Annotated in this window: 13 protein-coding genes; 9 read left to right on the forward strand and 4 right to left on the reverse strand. The window is 67.4% G+C overall.

The window, feature by feature from the left end; all coding sequences use genetic code 11:
- Window positions 1–80 precede the first annotated feature (80 nt).
- The 5 genes from sucD to GO308_RS09570 all read left to right on the forward strand — a co-directional run bounded on the left by sucD (window position 81) and on the right by GO308_RS09570 (window position 7,611).
- Entirely contained in the window at window positions 81–971 is an 891-nt protein-coding gene (sucD, locus tag GO308_RS09550) for a succinate--CoA ligase subunit alpha (RefSeq protein WP_066483055.1), read from the forward strand.
- Between the two features lie 196 nt (window positions 972–1,167).
- Window positions 1,168–4,101, forward strand: coding sequence for a 2-oxoglutarate dehydrogenase E1 component (locus GO308_RS09555; protein ID WP_240885295.1), 2,934 nt, complete (start codon window positions 1,168–1,170; stop codon window positions 4,099–4,101).
- A 105-nt stretch (window positions 4,102–4,206) separates the two neighbouring features.
- The gene (gene odhB, locus GO308_RS09560) at window positions 4,207–5,457 is read left to right on the forward strand and encodes a 2-oxoglutarate dehydrogenase complex dihydrolipoyllysine-residue succinyltransferase (protein WP_240885296.1); all 1,251 of its coding nucleotides are present in this window, start codon (window positions 4,207–4,209) and stop codon (window positions 5,455–5,457) included.
- A 46-nt stretch (window positions 5,458–5,503) separates the two neighbouring features.
- On the forward strand, window positions 5,504–6,898 hold the full coding sequence (lpdA, locus tag GO308_RS09565; protein ID WP_240885297.1) for a dihydrolipoyl dehydrogenase: 1,395 nt from the start codon (window positions 5,504–5,506) through the stop codon (window positions 6,896–6,898).
- A gap of 110 nt (window positions 6,899–7,008) precedes the next feature.
- Entirely contained in the window at window positions 7,009–7,611 is a 603-nt protein-coding gene (locus GO308_RS09570; RefSeq protein WP_082731828.1) for a PepSY domain-containing protein, read from the forward strand.
- Here GO308_RS09570 and GO308_RS09575 read toward each other — a convergent pair.
- Window positions 7,598–8,014 (reverse strand): hypothetical protein, encoded by a 417-nt coding sequence (locus GO308_RS09575; protein ID WP_240885298.1) that lies wholly within the window; start codon window positions 8,012–8,014, stop codon window positions 7,598–7,600. The genes GO308_RS09570 and GO308_RS09575 overlap by 14 nt on opposite strands.
- Before the next feature lie 89 nt (window positions 8,015–8,103).
- On the opposite strand from GO308_RS09575, the gene GO308_RS09580 reads away from it, so the two are divergent.
- A complete protein-coding gene (locus GO308_RS09580; protein WP_066483666.1) occupies window positions 8,104–8,733 on the forward strand; it encodes a trimeric intracellular cation channel family protein in 630 nt (209 codons plus the stop codon).
- Here the strand turns inward: GO308_RS09580 and GO308_RS09585 are convergent, their stop codons facing one another.
- From GO308_RS09585 to sppA, 3 genes are read right to left on the reverse strand one after another with little or no spacing between them, the layout of a single operon-like run.
- On the reverse strand, window positions 8,734–9,417 hold the full coding sequence (locus tag GO308_RS09585) for a DUF2490 domain-containing protein (RefSeq protein WP_240885299.1): 684 nt from the start codon (window positions 9,415–9,417) through the stop codon (window positions 8,734–8,736). It abuts the gene before it with no gap.
- 41 nt (window positions 9,418–9,458) lie between these two features.
- Complete coding sequence (locus GO308_RS09590; protein WP_240885300.1) at window positions 9,459–10,022, reverse strand: GNAT family N-acetyltransferase; 564 nt, start codon at window positions 10,020–10,022, stop codon at window positions 9,459–9,461.
- Window positions 10,022–11,908, reverse strand: a complete 1,887-nt coding sequence (gene sppA / locus GO308_RS09595) for a signal peptide peptidase SppA (RefSeq protein ID WP_066483661.1) — start codon at window positions 11,906–11,908, stop codon at window positions 10,022–10,024. Before sppA ends, GO308_RS09590 begins: the two co-directional genes overlap by 1 nt.
- 140 nt (window positions 11,909–12,048) lie before the next feature.
- Between sppA and GO308_RS09600 the strand changes: the two genes are divergently transcribed.
- The 3 genes from GO308_RS09600 (at window position 12,049) to groL (ending at window position 15,569) form a co-directional block, all read left to right on the forward strand.
- On the forward strand, window positions 12,049–13,491 hold the full coding sequence (locus tag GO308_RS09600) for an MATE family efflux transporter (RefSeq protein WP_240885301.1): 1,443 nt from the start codon (window positions 12,049–12,051) through the stop codon (window positions 13,489–13,491).
- Window positions 13,492–13,584: 93 nt separating this feature from the next.
- On the forward strand, window positions 13,585–13,872 hold the full coding sequence (groES, locus tag GO308_RS09605; RefSeq protein ID WP_066483657.1) for a co-chaperone GroES: 288 nt from the start codon (window positions 13,585–13,587) through the stop codon (window positions 13,870–13,872).
- 62 nt (window positions 13,873–13,934) lie between these two features.
- Window positions 13,935–15,569: a chaperonin GroEL gene (gene groL / locus GO308_RS09610; RefSeq protein WP_066483655.1), complete on the forward strand. Its 1,635-nt coding sequence runs from the start codon at window positions 13,935–13,937 to the stop codon at window positions 15,567–15,569.

Below are 15,569 nucleotides of genomic sequence, written 5' to 3' on the forward strand. Positions count from 1 at the left end.
GGCCGGGACCGCTTGATGCCCTTGCGCCGCCAGATGGATAGCGGTCCCGGCCTTCGCCGGGACGACGAAAGAGAGACCGAATGAGCATCCTCGTCGACAAGAATACCAAGGTCATCACCCAGGGGATGACCGGCAAGACCGGGACTTTCCATACCAAGGCGGCGCTGGATTACGGCACGCAGATGGTCGGGGGGGTAACGCCGGGCAAGGGCGGCACGGTGCATGAGGAGCTGGGCCTGCCCAATTTCGACACCGTCGCCGAAGCGGTCGAGAAGACCGGCGCGACCGCATCCGTCATCTACGTGCCGCCGCCGTTCGCCGCCGATTCGATCCTGGAGGCGATCGACGCCGAAGTGCCGCTGATCGTGTGCATTACCGAGGGCATTCCGGTGCTCGACATGGTCAAGGTCAAGCGCGCGCTGTCGGGCAGCAAGTCGCGGCTGATCGGCCCCAACTGCCCCGGCGTGCTGACGCCCGGCGAGTGCAAGATCGGCATCATGCCGGGCAGCATTTTCTCCAAGGGCTCGGTCGGCGTCGTGTCGCGTTCGGGCACGCTCACCTATGAAGCCGTGTTCCAGACGACCAATGCGGGCCTCGGCCAGACCACCGCGGTCGGAATCGGCGGCGATCCGGTCAACGGCACCAACTTCATCGACGTGCTCGAGCTGTTCCTGGCCGATGACGCGACGACAAGCATCATCATGATCGGCGAGATCGGCGGATCGGCCGAAGAGGAAGCCGCGCAGTTCCTGAAAGACGAAGCGAAACGCGGGCGCAAGAAGCCGATGGTCGGCTTTATCGCCGGCCGCACCGCGCCGCCGGGACGCCGCATGGGCCATGCCGGCGCAATCGTCTCGGGCGGTCAGGGCGGTGCGGAAGACAAGATCGCGGCGATGGAAGAAGCCGGCATCCGCGTATCGCCCAGCCCGAGCCTGTTGGGCGAAACGCTGGTCGAGGTGTTGAAGGGGTAAGGAGTTTTCCTTCTCCCTTGAGGGGAGAAGGATACGCAGCCTTGGTGCCGCAAGGCACCTAGGCGGAGTTGGATGAGGGAGATTGGCCGGGCGCAGCGCCCGGTATCCGCCCCCTCACCCAGCTTCGACTAGGCAGCAAGCTGCCAAGTCTGCGCAACCCTCTCCCACAAGGGGAGAGGGGAGCGAGGATGGGACCATGGGTTACGAAGGCCAGGATTTCGACGCGGCCGCCGGGGTGAGTCCGGCATTCATCGAATCGCTCTACGCGAAGTATCGCCAGGACCCGGGCTCGGTCGAACCCGGCTGGCAGGCGTGGTTCGACGGGCTCGAAGGCGCGATGCAAGGCCCGAGCTGGCAGCGAAAGGGCTGGCCGCTCGCCGATACCGACGCGCTGACCGCAGCCCTCGACCCGACCCAGATGGAACCGGCGGCCAAGCCCGCCAAGAGCGGCGCCGCCCCCGCGCCCACCGCCTCTGCCCCCAAGCCATCGGCGGACGAGGTCGCGCGCGCGGCCGGCGATTCGATCCGTGCGATGATGCTGATCCGCACCTATCGCGTGCGCGGGCACCTCGCCGCCAATCTCGATCCGCTCGGTCTCGCCAAGCACGAGATGCCCGAGGATCTGAAGACCGAATATCACGGCTTTCCCGACAGCGAGATCGATCGGCCGATCTATCTGGGCGGTGCGCTTGGCCTTGAGACCGCGACGGTGCGCGAACTGGTCGATGTGCTGCGCCGCAATTACTGCGGCAATGTCGGCCTGGAATATATGCACATCGCCGATGTCGAGGAGCGCCGCTTCCTCCAGGAGCGCATGGAGGGCAAGGACAAGGCGATCGAGTTCACGCCCGAGGGCAAGAAGGCGATCCTGTCCAAGGTGATCGAGGCCGAGCAGTGGGAGAAATTCCTCGGCAAGAAATATGTCGGCACCAAGCGCTTCGGCCTCGACGGCGGCGAAGCGATGATCCCGGCAATGGAATCGATCATCAAATATGGCGGCGCGATGGGCGTACGCGAGATCGTGTACGGCATGGCGCATCGCGGCCGGCTCAACATGCTCGCGAACGTGATGGCCAAGCCGTATCGCGTGATCTTCCACGAATTTTCGGGCGGATCGGCCAATCCCGACGATGTCGGCGGGTCGGGCGACGTGAAATATCACCTCGGCACCTCCACCGACCGCGAGTTTGACGGGGTCAGCGTCCACATGTCGCTGGTCGCCAATCCCAGCCACCTCGAGGCCGTCGATCCCGTGGTGCTCGGCAAGGTGCGCGCGCTCCAGACCTTCCGCGACGACCTGGAAGAGCATGAGCAGGTGCTGCCGGTGCTGATCCATGGCGACGCGGCGTTCGCGGGCCAGGGGATCGTGTGGGAGTGCCTCGGTTTTTCGGGCATCCGCGGGTACAATACCGGCGGCTGCATCCATTTCGTCATTAACAACCAGATCGGCTTCACCACCAGCCCGCAATTCGCGCGCTCGTCGCCCTATCCGTCGGACGTGGCGAAGGGGGTGCAGGCACCGATCTTCCACGTCAATGGTGACGACCCCGAAGCGGTCACCTTCGCCTGCAAGATGGCGATCGAGTTCCGCCAGAAGTTCAAGCGCGACATCGTCATCGACATGTGGTGCTACCGGCGCTTCGGCCATAATGAGGGCGACGAGCCGAGCTTTACCCAGCCGCTGATGTACGCCCGGATCAAGCAGCATCCGCCGGTCAGCGAAGTCTATGGCAGGCGCTTGGTCGAACAGGGCGTGATCGCGGCCGATTTCGCCGCCGCCAAGGTCGACCAGTTCACCGCGCTGCTCGAAGGCGAGTTCGAAAGCGCCAAGAGCTACAAGCCCAACAAGGTCGACTGGTTCGCCGGGCGCTGGTCGGGGCTGCACGTTCCCGCCGACCCCGAAACCGCGCGGCGCAGCGTGCCGACGGGCATCGACCGCAAGTTGCTCGATTCGCTCGGCCGCACGCTCACGCAGGTGCCCGAGGGGCTGGCGATCCACAAGACGCTGGGCCGCGTGCTGGATGCCAAGAAGGAGATGTTCGCCAGCGGCAGCGGCTTCGACTGGGCGACCGGCGAGGCGCTGGCGTTCGGGTCGCTGCTGTCGGAGGGCTATGGCGTCCGCCTATCGGGCCAGGATTCGGGGCGCGGCACCTTCAGCCACCGTCATGCCGTCTGGGTCGACCAGGGCGACGAGCACAAGTTCGTGCCGCTCAACGAAATCCCGCATGGCCGGTTCGAGGTGCTCGACAGCCCCTTGAGCGAATATGGCGTGCTCGGCTTCGAATATGGCTATGCGCTAGCCGACCCCAAGACGCTGGTGCTTTGGGAAGCGCAGTTCGGCGATTTCGCCAATGGCGCGCAGATCATGATCGACCAGTTCATCGCGGCCGGCGAAGCCAAGTGGCTGCGCGCCAACGGCCTCGTGATGCTGCTGCCGCACGGCTATGAAGGCCAGGGGCCCGAACATTCTTCGGCACGGCCCGAACGCTTTCTGCAGCTGTGTGCGCAGGACAATATGCAGGTCGCGAACTGCACGACGCCGGCGAATTATTTCCACCTGCTGCGCCGCCAGATGCACCGCAACTTCCGCAAGCCTTTGGTGGTGATGACGCCGAAATCGCTGCTGCGGCACAAGATGGCGGTGTCGCGGGTCGACGATTTCCTGGGCGAATCGCATTTCATGCGCATCCTGTCCGATCCCACCCCGCCTGCGGACACCGACGTCAAGCGGCTGGTGCTGTGCAGCGGCAAGGTCGCCTATGACCTGATCGAGGCGCGCGATGCCGCGGGCGACAAGAACACGGCGATCGTGCGGATCGAACAGCTCTATCCCTTCCCCGGCGAGCCGCTGACCGTGCGGCTGAAGCGGATGACGGGGCTCGAGGAAGTCGTCTGGGCGCAGGAAGAGCCGAAGAACAACGGCTACTGGTTCTTCGTCGAGCCGTTCATCGAGCAGGCGCTGGCCGATGCGGGCAGGGCACCGATGCGCCCGCGCTATGCCGGCCGGGGTCCCGCGGCGTCGCCCGCGACCGGGTTGATGAAGCGGCACACCGCTGAACAGGGCGCGCTGATCGCCGACGCGCTGGGACACAATGTGCGCGAGGAAATTCGCCGAACCCGCAAGGGATAAGTCCGATGTCGTCGCGCAGGCCGGGGCCGCTGGCAGCGATGCGCGAAATGGATAGCGGCCCCGGCCTGCGCCGGGGCGACGAGATGAGAAGAAGGGCCTGAAGAGATGGCAACCGAAGTCAAAGTGCCCGTGCTGGGCGAATCGATCACCGAAGCGACGCTGGGCGAATGGCTGAAGCGGCCGGGCGAGGCGGTAAAGGCCGATGAACCGATCGCCAGCCTGGAGACCGACAAAGTGTCGGTCGAGGTGCCCGCCCCCGTCGCCGGCGTGATGGGCCAGCAGCTCGTCCAGCCCGGCGATACGGTTCAGGTCGGCGCGGTGATCGCGATGGTCGATGCCGGCGACGGCGCGGCGGCGACCCAGGCTCCGGCAGCGGCGCCTGCGCCTGCGCCAGCCCCGACGCCGACCCCAGCCCCCGCCGCCCCGGCGCAGCAGGCGCCCGCGCAACCCGCCCCCGACGTCGAAGCCGCCGCGCTGTCACCGTCGGTGCGCCGCGCGGTGCTCGAATTCGGCGTCGACCCCGCGACGGTGAAGGGCACCGGCAAGGACGGCCGGATCACCAAGGAAGACGTGGTTGCCGCCGCGTCGGGCAAGGCGGACGCACCCGCCCCCGCGCCCAGCCCGTCGCCCGCGCCGGCACCCGCCGCTGCCGGCGACCGCCGCGAGGAGCGCGTGCGCATGACGCGGCTGCGCCAGACCGTCGCCAAGCGACTGAAGGATGCGCAGGACACCGCCGCGCTGCTCACCACCTTCAACGATGTCGACATGACCGCGGTCATGGAGGCGCGCAGCCGCTACAAGGATCTGTTCGAGAAGAAACACGGCGTGCGGCTCGGCTTCATGGGCTTTTTCGTGAAGGCGGCGTGCCAGGCGCTCAAGGACATTCCCGCCGTCAACGCACGGATCGACGGCGAAGAGATCGTCTATCACGACTATGCCGACATCTCGGTCGCGGTCAGTGCGCCGCAGGGCCTGGTCGTGCCGGTGATCCGCAATGCCGACCGGATGTCGGTCGCCGAGGTCGAGCGCACGATCGGCGACTTCGGCAAGCGCGCCAAGGACGGCACGCTCAAGATGGAGGAGATGAAGGGCGGCACCTTCACCATCTCCAACGGCGGGGTCTTCGGATCGCTGATGTCGACCCCGATCATCAACCCGCCGCAGAGCGCCGTGCTGGGCCTCCACCGCATCGAGGACCGCCCAGTGGTCCGCGACGGCCAGGTGGTGGTGCGCCCGATGATGTATCTCGCGCTCAGCTATGACCATCGCCTGATCGACGGCCGCGAAGCCGTGACGTTCCTGGTCGCGCTGAAGAACGCGATCGAGGATCCGACCCGTCTGCTGATCGACCTGTAATCGTCCCGCGCCGTCCCCATGTTCCGGGCGACGAATGGAGCTGAAAATGGCTGAGTATGACTATGACGTCCTGGTAATCGGCTCAGGCCCCGGCGGTTATGTCGCGGCGATCCGGGCGGCGCAGCTGGGCCTCAGGACCGCGTGCGCGGAATCGCGGGAGACGCTGGGCGGCACCTGCCTGAATGTCGGCTGCATTCCGTCGAAGGCGCTGCTCCACGCTTCCGAGCTGTTCGAGGAAGCGGCGGGCGGCAAGCTCGCCAAGCTGGGGGTGAAGTTCGACAAGGTCAGCCTCGACCTCGACGCGATGCATGCGCAGCGGCTGGAGGCGGTCAAGGGCCTGACCGGCGGCATCGAATTTCTGTTCAAGAAGAACAAGGTCACCTGGCTCAAGGGCCGCGCCGCATTCGAGGATGCGCACACGGTGAAGGTGGCCGACCAGACGGTAACGGCGAAGCACATCGTCATCGCCACCGGGTCCAGCGTCACCCCGCTGCCCGGCGTCACCGTCGACCAGCAGGTCGTGGTCGATTCGACCGGCGCGCTCGAATTGCCCAAGGTGCCCGAACATCTGGTCGTCATCGGCGGCGGCGTGATCGGGCTCGAGCTGGGCAGCGTGTGGAAGCGGCTGGGTGCCAGGGTGACGGTCGTCGAATATCTCGACCAGATCCTGCCCGGCTTCGACGGCGACGTGCGCAAGGAATCGCTCAAGCTGTTCAAGAAACAGGGCATCGAGTTCAAGACCGGCACCAAGGTGACCGGGGTCGAGGTGAACGACGGCAAGGCGACCGTGACCGTCGAGCCCGCTGCCGGTGGCGCGGCGGAAACGCTGACCGCCGACAATGTCCTCGTGTCGATCGGCCGCCGTCCGAACACGGATGGCCTGGCGCTCGAGAGGGCCGGGCTGAGCGTCAACGCGCGCGGCCAGGTCGAGGTCGATCACCATTTCAAGACCGCCGTCGACGGCATCTGGGCGATCGGCGATGTCGTGCCCGGCCCGATGCTTGCGCACAAGGCGGAGGATGAGGGGATCGCGGTCGCCGAGAACATCGCCGGGCTGCACGGCATCGTGAACCACGACCTCATTCCCTCGGTCGTCTATACCATGCCCGAAATCGCAGGCGTCGGCCTGACCGAGGAAGCGGCGCGCGAGCGCGGCGAGATCAAGGTCGGCAAGTTCCCGATGGCGGGCAACAGCCGCGCCAAGACCAATCACGAGCCCGACGGTTTCGTGAAGGTGATCGCCGACGCCGCCACCGACAAGGTGCTGGGCGTGTGGATCATCACCAGCGTTGCCGGCACGATGATCGCCCAGGCGACCCAGGCGATGGAATTCGGCGCGACCGCCGAGGACATCGCGCTCACGTGTCACGCCCACCCGACCCATCCGGAGGCGCTGAAGGAAGCGGCGATGGCGGTGACGGGCAAGCCGATCCACATCTGATCTCGGCGGACGGGCCGGGGGGGGTCGAGCATGCGGCAACTCGCGCGCTGGTCCGGCTCGGCTGGCTGACGGGCGTTCCGCTGATCCTGTGGACCGCGACCGGACTGTTTATGGTCGCGCGAACGATCGACGAGGTCCGCGGCGCGCATCTGCGCCGCGGTCCGCCCGCGCTTCCCGCCGATCTGCGCCCGATCGCGCCGCGGATGAATGGCGGCGACGTGTCCCGGGTCGACCTAGTCATGCGCGCCGATCGGCGGCCGGTCTGGATCATGCGCTTTGCCGACGGGCGGCTCCGCACCGTCGATCCGCGCACCGGCACAGTCCTGCAACGGGTCGCTGGCGACGACGCGCGCGCGATCGCGATCGCGGCGCTGCGCGCACCCGCGCTGGTCCGGGACGTGACGCGCTTTGCCGCCAGCGATGCGCCGCTCGAACTTCGCCGCGCCCGGCCGGCATGGCGGGTGCGCTTCGCCGACGGCATCCATGTCTATGTCGACGCGGACAGCGGCGAGGTGCTGGCGGTCCGCAGCGCGCAGTGGCGCTGGTTCGACCTGATGTGGGGCCTGCACATCATGGACCTGCAGGGGCGCGAAAATTCGAGCCATCCGCTGCTGATCGGTTTTGCCGCGCTGGGGTTGGCCGGATCGCTGCTCGGCACGGCGCTGATGTTCCGGCGGCGGCGCGCGGCGCCGCGCCCGATCAGTCCGCCCTGACCGGCACGCCGCGGCGTTCGAGCTCGCGGCGCAGCACCGCGCTTTCGGGCAGCAGGCGGCTCGACACCGCGATCCGGCGCGCATCGCGCAGCACCAGCGTGACGTCGACGCCGTCGGTCCAGCGGGTCAACGCCACATGGTCGATTGTCGCCAGCCGGATCGTCTCCCGGCTTCGGCGGTCGATCAGGGCCAGCCCGGCCGCGTCGATGTCGATCCCCGTCACCGGGTTGACGATCAGCATGCGCAGCGCCTCGGCCGCGGCGGCCACCATCGGCAAATAGAGGAACCACGGCGCGCGGGTCGCCGCAGTCAATGCGATCGCGCCCAGCGATGCGACGAGCGCGATGCCCGCCAACGGCGATCGCCCGTTGCGACGAAACCGGAAGTCCCCGTCAGCGGCCATGCGTTGCGGATACGCCCGCCCGGTAAATCGACGGTTGACGCGATGCACGTCCGTTTCGGCGTTGCGCGAAACGGGCTAGAGCCCTGGCGATGACCCCGACCGAGCTGCCCATCGCGCCCTTCCTGCCCTGGCTCGACGCCTTTGGGATCGCGATGTTCGCCGCCACCGGCGCGCTGGCCGCCGCGCGCCAGGGGCAGACCCTGGTCACCGCCAGCTTCTTTGCCCTCGTCACCGGGGTCGGCGGCGGCACGGTGCGCGACCTGTTGATCGGTGCGCCGGTGTTCTGGGTGCAGGATCCGGCGATTGCCGCGATCTGCCTGGGCGTCGCGCTGCTCATCTGGGTGACGCCCGAACGCTGGTGGGCGGGCCAGGTGCTCGACTGGCTCGATGCCTTCGGCCTTGCCGCCTATGCGGTCTTCGGCGCAGCGAAATCGCTGGGCATGGGGGTACCGCCGGTTCCCGCGATGCTGATGGGGGTCATCACTGCATGCGTCGGCGGGATCATCCGCGACGTGCTGGCCGGCCAGCCGTCGATCCTGATGCGCCCCGAGCTCTATGTGACCGCCGCCGCGCTTGCGTCCGCGTTGTTCGTCGGGCTGAGCGCGCTCGGCGCGCCGGGGGCGCTGGCCGCGCCGGTCGCCGCACTGGCGGGGTTCGCCCTGCGTGGTGCGGCGATCCGCTATCGCCTGCGCCTGCCCGCCTATCGCGGCAAGCGCTGATCACAGCCGAACGAGCAACGTCGCGCTGATGACATGGTTGGTCCGGTCGCGCCCGGGCCGGAACACGTGCTGGACGAGATAGCCCGGCTCAACCCGCAGGCGCGGCGACAGCGGGAAGTTGACGCCGGCAAAGCCGCGCAGCTGGTCGATGCCGTCGCGCACGCCCCAATCGGTCGCGTTCAGATTGACGAAGCCCTCCGCCTGCACGACCGCAAAGGTCGAACGGCCGGCTGCCAGCGGGATCTGGCCGCGGATTAGCTGGCGAAACCGCCATCCCGTGCGATCCGCGCCTTCCCGCATCCGCTGTTCCAGCCGGCTGCGCGACAACAGCCGCACCGATCCGTCCGCGCCGCGCAACGCCGCGAACTGGATCTGCTGCCACAACCGGTGCTCGTTGCTCACCCGTCCGCCCTCGGGATCGGTGCGGATATAGGTATAGCCGGCGATCGCATGGGCATCGGGCGCGATCCGGGCGCCGATGCCGGGGCGCACGATGATCTGGCTGCCGCCGCCAAAATCATCGGTCAGCCGCCCCTGAGCCTCCAGCCACAGAAACAGGTCGCCGCGCACCGGCCCCTGAGCCAGCACCGTGGTCCACAGCTGGCCGTCGTCGTCCGCCAGGGCCGGGCTGGCGATGCCGAAGGCACCGACACATGCAGCGGCGGTACACAGGCGGTGACTCATAAGACGGGCGCGAGGCACGGCGTCTCTCCTACGCCAGTCGATCAGGCGCGGACCAGCCCGACCTCGCGAAACGGCCGTGGCTCGACCGGCGGAATCGTCGCGTCGTTCAGTTCGCGCTGCCAGAAGCCGACATCGATCCACTGGCCCAGCTTGAAGCCGATTTCGCGGATCACGCCCGCGCGGCGATAGCCGACCGATTCGTGCAGCGTGATCGCCGAATCATTGGGCAGCGACAGCACCGCCACCGCCTGGGTAAAGCCCTGCGCGCGCAGCGTGTCGATCAGCGCGTCGAACAGGATGCGGCCCGCCCCGCGCCTCTGATGGTCGCCGAGCACGTAGATCGACGTCTCGACGATGTAGCGATAGGCCGGACGGTCGCGGAACCGGCAGGCAAAGGCATAGCCCACGATATTGCTTTCCGCGCCGTCGCCATGGGTCACGACCAGCCACGGATAGAAGCCCTCGCTCACCGTCATGCGCTGGCGCATCGTGTCGGCATCGGGCGGCTGGGTTTCGAACGACACATGTCCGCCCAGCACGAACGGGGCGTAGATGCCCGCGATCGCCGCGGCATCGGCGGGCGTCGCGACGCGAATGTCGAGCATTACAGGCCCTTTTCGATGATCATGCGCGCCAGCGCCCGGTCCTCGGCACGCGGAACCGCAGGCGCCAGCGCCGCGCATTCCAGGCAGCGCGCCTGCACCGCGCCGCGCGCGTTGAGCAGGCCGCGCATGTCGCCGAGCGCGCGCGCGAACACCGCGCGGCGTTCGGCGGCCAGCCGCGACATCAGGTCGGTTTCGGTCTCGTCGGTCTTCTCGTCGTCGTCGCGGGCGAGCAGTTCGGCGAACTGCGCCTCCCAGCCGGGTTCCTTTTCCAGATAGAGCGCGTGGACCTTGGCCGGGTCCAGCTTGGCGCGGCGGGCGGCCTCGGCGATCGCGTCGTCGATGCCGCCGAAGCGGTCGACCAGCTTCAACTGGCGTGCGGTGCCGCCATCCCATACCCGGCCCTGGCCGATTTCATCGACCCGCTCGACCGGCAGCTTGCGCGACTGCGCGACCAGGCCGACGAACCGGCGATAGCCCTGCTCGATCGAGGATTGCAGGATGCGATCGATCGTCGCGTTGGTCCCGTCGAGCACGTCGGGCTGGCCGGTGAGCGGCGTCGTCTGCACGCCGTCGGCATTGACGCCGATCTTGGCGAGCGTCCCTTCAAAGGTCGGCAGCACGCCGAAAATCCCGATCGATCCGGTGATCGTGTTGGGTTCGGCAAAGATCACGTCGCCGGGCGTCGACACCCAATAGCCGCCGCTCGCCGCCAGCCCGCCCATCGACACGACGACCGGCAAGCCGCGACGCTTGGCCTCCAGGATCGCCTGGCGCATCTGTTCGGACGCGAGCACCGATCCGCCGGGCGAATCGACGCGCACGACCAATGCCTTGAGCTTCTTTTCGGCGAGCCCCTTGAGCAGCAGCTGGCTGACGGTGTCGCCGCCGGCCGTGCCCTGCCCGCTCTCGCCCCCGACGATTTCGCCGGCAATGGTGATGACGCCGATCGCATCGCCCGTGGTCGGCGCCGGATTGGCGGCGATCCAGTTCTTCAGCCGGATCTCGCGATAGCTGCCGGGCAGCGCGCCCTTCTTCGTCGATGCGCCCGCGATCGCCGCGACGCGCTTGCCGAACGCCAGCCGATCGCCGAGCTGGTCGACGATCCCGGCGGCCAGATTGGCCTTGGCGATATCGCCGTCGGCAGCGAGCACGGCAGTGTCGGGCTGCGCGACATAGCGCGCCAGGTCGGCCTTCGGCCGGGCCTTCTTCACCATCTCGACCCACTGGCCGAACAGCGCGCCGTACAGCGCGGTGTCGGCTTGCTTCGCCGCCGGCGACGCTTCGTTCAGCACGTAGGGCTCGACCGCCGACTTGTAGGTGCCGACGCGGTAGACATGGGCGTTGACGCCCAGCCGGTCGAGCAGCCCCTTGTAATAGAGGCGCGACCCGCCCGGCCCGGCAAACAGCGCGCCGCCGAATGGATCGACCCAGATTTCGCTCGCATGCGCGGCGAGCGCATAGCTGGAGTCCGAATAGGCGGTCGCAAAGGCGAGCACGGGCTTGCCGCTGGCGCGCACCCGGCCGATCGCCTCGCCCAGCGTGCCGACCGTGGCGGGATAACCGCCGAGAAAACGGTCGAGGTCGAGGACGACCGCCTTGACCCGGCCATCGTCCTTCGCCTTGTCGAGTGCACGGACCAGATCGCGCAGCCGGTGCTGGGTCAGCACTTCGCCGCCGCCCAGCGCGGCAAAGGGGTCGACCTCGTCGGGCTGTTCGACGACGGTACCGCTCAGGTCCATCACCAGCGCGCCGTCGGTGATTGCCGCGGGGTTGGGGCGGGCCGACAATGCCGCGAACAGCAGCCCGAAAAACAGCAGCATGAACAACAGGACAAGCCCGTCCTTGATCCCGACCAGCAGTTTCCAGGCGCCCCGAACCAATTTCACGTCTTCGATCTCCTGCGCCGCCCAACCGCGTGCTCGCCGCCCCTGATAGCGGCTTGTGTGATATGGGGGCAATACGCCCGTTGGGGTGTCTGATGCGATCGGTTGCTTTTGGCGCGCCTTTCGGTCACGCCGCGCCGGCCATGCACGCCGCCAGCCTCACCTTGCCGACCGGGGCACCGCCGGCCAGCCAGCGCGCCGAATTCGCCGCGCTGCTGCGGCTCGCGTCGCCGCTGGTCGCGGCCAATCTGCTTCAGGTTGCGGTCTATGCGGTCGATGTGATCTTTGTCGCGCGATTGGGCACCGTCGAATTCGCCGCCGCGACGCTCGGCGTCTATTTCTATGGCACGATCGCGTTTGCACTTGCCGGACTGACCAGCGCGGTCGCGCCGATCATCGCCGCCGAACTCGGCGCGCGCCGCCATGCGGTGCGCGAGGTGCGGCGCAGCTTCCGGATGGGATTGTGGCTGACGGTGCTCGCTGCGCTGCCGATGATCGCGCTGATGCTGTTCGGCGAATCCATCCTGCTCGCGCTGGGACAGGACCCGGCGGTGGCGCGGCGTTCGGGCGCGTTCCTGGACATTCTGCTCGTCGCGCTCATCCCGTCGACCGCGGCGGGCGTGATGCGGATCACCGCGTCGGCGCTGGGGCGCCAGGGCTGGGTGATGGTCGTCGCGATGCTCGGCCTGGTGATCAGCCTGTTCGCGAACTGGACGCTCGTCTTCGGCAATCTCGGTTTTCCGGCGCTCGGACTGGAGGGATCGGCGCTCGCCAGCGTGATCACCACGATCGCGATGATGCTCGCTTATGCCGTCATCCTGACGGCCGATCCCCGATTGCGGCGCTATCGCCTGTTCGGGCGGTGGTGGCGCAGCGAATGGTCGCGACTGGCGGAACTCGTCAGACTGGGCCTGCCGATCGCGCTGACGATGACATTTGAAGGCGCGTTGTTCGGCGGCGCGGCCTTCCTGATGGGGCTGTTCGGCGTGGCGGAGGTCGCGGCGCACGCCATCGCGCTCAACATCGCCGCCTTCGCTTTCCAGGTTCCGTTCGGCGTCGCCCAGGCGGCGACGATCCGGGTGGGCATGGGCTATGGCGCGGGCGATGCGCGCTGGATCGCCCGCGCGGGACTGGCCGCCTATGCGCTCGGCATCGGTTTCATGGCGCTGACCGCCGTCACGATGTGGCTGGCGCCGATGTGGATCATCGGCATCTACATCGACACCGGCGATCGCGCGAACGCGACCGTCATCGCGCTGGCGGTCCAGTATCTGGCGATCGCGGCGATGTTCCAGCTCGCCGATGGCGCACAGGCGGTCGCCGCCGGGGTGCTGCGCGGGCTCCAGGACACGCGGGTGCCGATGCTGATCGCGGCGTCGGGCTACTGGATCGCCGGGTTCGGCACCGCGATCCTGCTGGGCTTTGGCCTGGGCTGGGAAGGGGTCGGCGTCTGGACGGGTCTCGCAGTGGGTCTGCTGGCGGTCGCGCTATTGTTGATCTGGCGTTGGCGCGCACGCGCACGGCTCGGCCTGCTGCCGGGTAACCTTGCCGCGCCGACCGACGAAATAGCCACCGGCGCGGCTTGACGACTCACGCGGGCGATCACATATGCCCGTTCGTTAGCACTCGCCGGTGGTGAGTGCTAAACCCGCATTTCACATTCAGAAAGGAATGTTCGCATGAACTTTCGTCCGTTGCACGATCGCGTGCTCGTCCGCCGCGTCGAAGCGGAAGAGAAGACCGCCGGCGGGATCATCATTCCCGACACCGCCAAGGAAAAGCCGCAGGAAGGCGAAGTCGTCGCCGCCGGTTCGGGCGCCAAGTCGGAAGAGGGCAAGGTGACCCCGCTCGACGTCAAGGCCGGCGACCGCATCCTGTTCGGCAAGTGGTCCGGCACCGAGGTCAAGGTCAATGGCGAAGACCTGCTGATCATGAAGGAAAGCGACATCCTGGGCATCGTCGGCTGAGCCGAAAACCCGGGCCATACCCCGCAACTTCCGCAACTTTGATTTTTTGAGGAGTAGCCATCATGGCAGCCAAGGACGTAAAATTCTCGCGCGATGCGCGTGAGCGCATTCTGAAGGGCGTCGACATCCTGGCCGACGCGGTCAAGGTCACGCTGGGCCCGAAGGGCCGCAACGTCGTGATCGACAAGTCGTTCGGTGCGCCTCGCATCACCAAGGACGGCGTGACCGTCGCCAAGGAAATCGAACTCAAGGACAAGTTCGAGAATATGGGCGCACAGATGGTGCGCGAAGTGGCGTCGAAGACCAACGACATCGCCGGTGACGGCACTACCACCGCGACCGTGCTCGCCCAGGCGATCGTGCGCGAAGGCATGAAGTCGGTCGCCGCCGGCATGAACCCGATGGACCTGAAGCGCGGCATCGACATCGCCGTCACCAAGGTCGTCGAAGACGTGAAGTCGCGTTCGAAGGCCGTTTCCGGCTCGAACGAGATCGCCCAGGTCGGCATCATCTCGGCCAATGGCGACCGTGAAGTCGGCGAGAAGATCGCCGAAGCCATGGAAAAGGTCGGCAAGGAAGGCGTCATCACCGTCGAGGAAGCCAAGGGCCTCGAGTTCGAGCTCGACGTCGTCGAAGGCATGCAGTTCGACCGCGGCTACCTGTCGCCCTATTTCATCACCAACCCGGAAAAGATGGCGGTCGAACTCACCGATCCGTACATCCTGATCCATGAGAAGAAGCTGTCGTCGCTGCAGGCGATGCTGCCGATCCTCGAAGCAGTGGTGCAGTCGGGCCGTCCGCTGCTGATCATCGCCGAGGACATCGAAGGCGAAGCGCTGGCGACGCTGGTCGTCAACAAGCTGCGCGGTGGCCTGAAGGTCGCGGCGGTCAAGGCGCCGGGCTTCGGCGATCGTCGCAAGGCGATGCTGGAAGACATCGCCGTCCTGACCAAGGGCGAAGTCGTCAGCGAAGACCTGGGCATCAAGCTCGAGAACGTGACGCTCGGCATGCTCGGCACCGCCAAGCGCGTGACCATCGACAAGGACAACACCACCATCGTCGATGGCGCGGGTGATGCGGACGCGATCAAGGGCCGCACCGAAGCGATCCGCCAGCAGATCGAAGTCACCACCAGCGACTATGACCGCGAGAAGCTGCAGGAGCGCCTTGCCAAGCTGGCCGGCGGCGTCGCCGTCATCAAGGTCGGCGGTGCGACCGAAGTCGAGGTGAAGGAGCGCAAGGATCGCGTCGACGACGCGCTGCACGCGACCCGCGCGGCGGTCGAGGAAGGCATCGTCCCCGGCGGCGGCACCGCGCTGCTCTATGCCACCAAGGCGCTGGAAGGCCTGAAGGGCGAGAATGAAGACCAGACCCGCGGCATCGACATCGTTCGCAAGTCGTTGACCGCGCTGGTGCGTCAGATCGCTTCGAACGCCGGACATGACGGCGCGGTGGTCTCGGGCAAGCTGCTCGACCAGAATGACACCTCGTTCGGCTTCAACGCGGCGACCGACACCTATGAAAACCTGGTGGCGGCCGGCGTGATCGACCCGACCAAGGTGGTGCGCACCGCGCTGCAGAACGCGGCGTCGGTCGCTGGCCTGCTCATCACCACGGAAGCGACCGTGGCCGAGCTGCCCGACGACAAGTCGGCGGCGCCGGCGATGCCGGGCGGCATGGGCGGCATGGATTTCTGA

The sequence above is a fragment of the Sphingomonas sp. SFZ2018-12 genome (assembly GCF_022496715.1).
Lineage (GTDB): Bacteria > Pseudomonadota > Alphaproteobacteria > Sphingomonadales > Sphingomonadaceae > Sphingomonas.

Bases quoted from the DNA above. Each gene is read 5' to 3' on its own strand.
- sucD (WP_066483055.1), top strand. From the start codon at position 81: ATGAGCATCCTCGTCGACAAGAATACCAAGGTCATCACCCAGGGGATG.
- groL (WP_066483655.1), top strand. From the start codon at position 13,935: ATGGCAGCCAAGGACGTAAAATTCTCGCGCGATGCGCGTGAGCGCATT.
- GO308_RS09580 (WP_066483666.1), top strand. From the start codon at position 8,104: ATGACCCCGACCGAGCTGCCCATCGCGCCCTTCCTGCCCTGGCTCGAC.
- GO308_RS09555 (WP_240885295.1), top strand. From the start codon at position 1,168: ATGGGTTACGAAGGCCAGGATTTCGACGCGGCCGCCGGGGTGAGTCCG.
- GO308_RS09590 (WP_240885300.1), bottom strand. From the start codon at position 10,022: ATGCTCGACATTCGCGTCGCGACGCCCGCCGATGCCGCGGCGATCGCG.
- odhB (WP_240885296.1), top strand. From the start codon at position 4,207: ATGGCAACCGAAGTCAAAGTGCCCGTGCTGGGCGAATCGATCACCGAA.
- lpdA (WP_240885297.1), top strand. From the start codon at position 5,504: ATGGCTGAGTATGACTATGACGTCCTGGTAATCGGCTCAGGCCCCGGC.
- GO308_RS09570 (WP_082731828.1), top strand. From the start codon at position 7,009: ATGGTCGCGCGAACGATCGACGAGGTCCGCGGCGCGCATCTGCGCCGC.
- groES (WP_066483657.1), top strand. From the start codon at position 13,585: ATGAACTTTCGTCCGTTGCACGATCGCGTGCTCGTCCGCCGCGTCGAA.
- GO308_RS09585 (WP_240885299.1), bottom strand. From the start codon at position 9,417: ATGAGTCACCGCCTGTGTACCGCCGCTGCATGTGTCGGTGCCTTCGGC.
- GO308_RS09600 (WP_240885301.1), top strand. From the start codon at position 12,049: ATGCACGCCGCCAGCCTCACCTTGCCGACCGGGGCACCGCCGGCCAGC.
- GO308_RS09575 (WP_240885298.1), bottom strand. From the start codon at position 8,014: ATGGCCGCTGACGGGGACTTCCGGTTTCGTCGCAACGGGCGATCGCCG.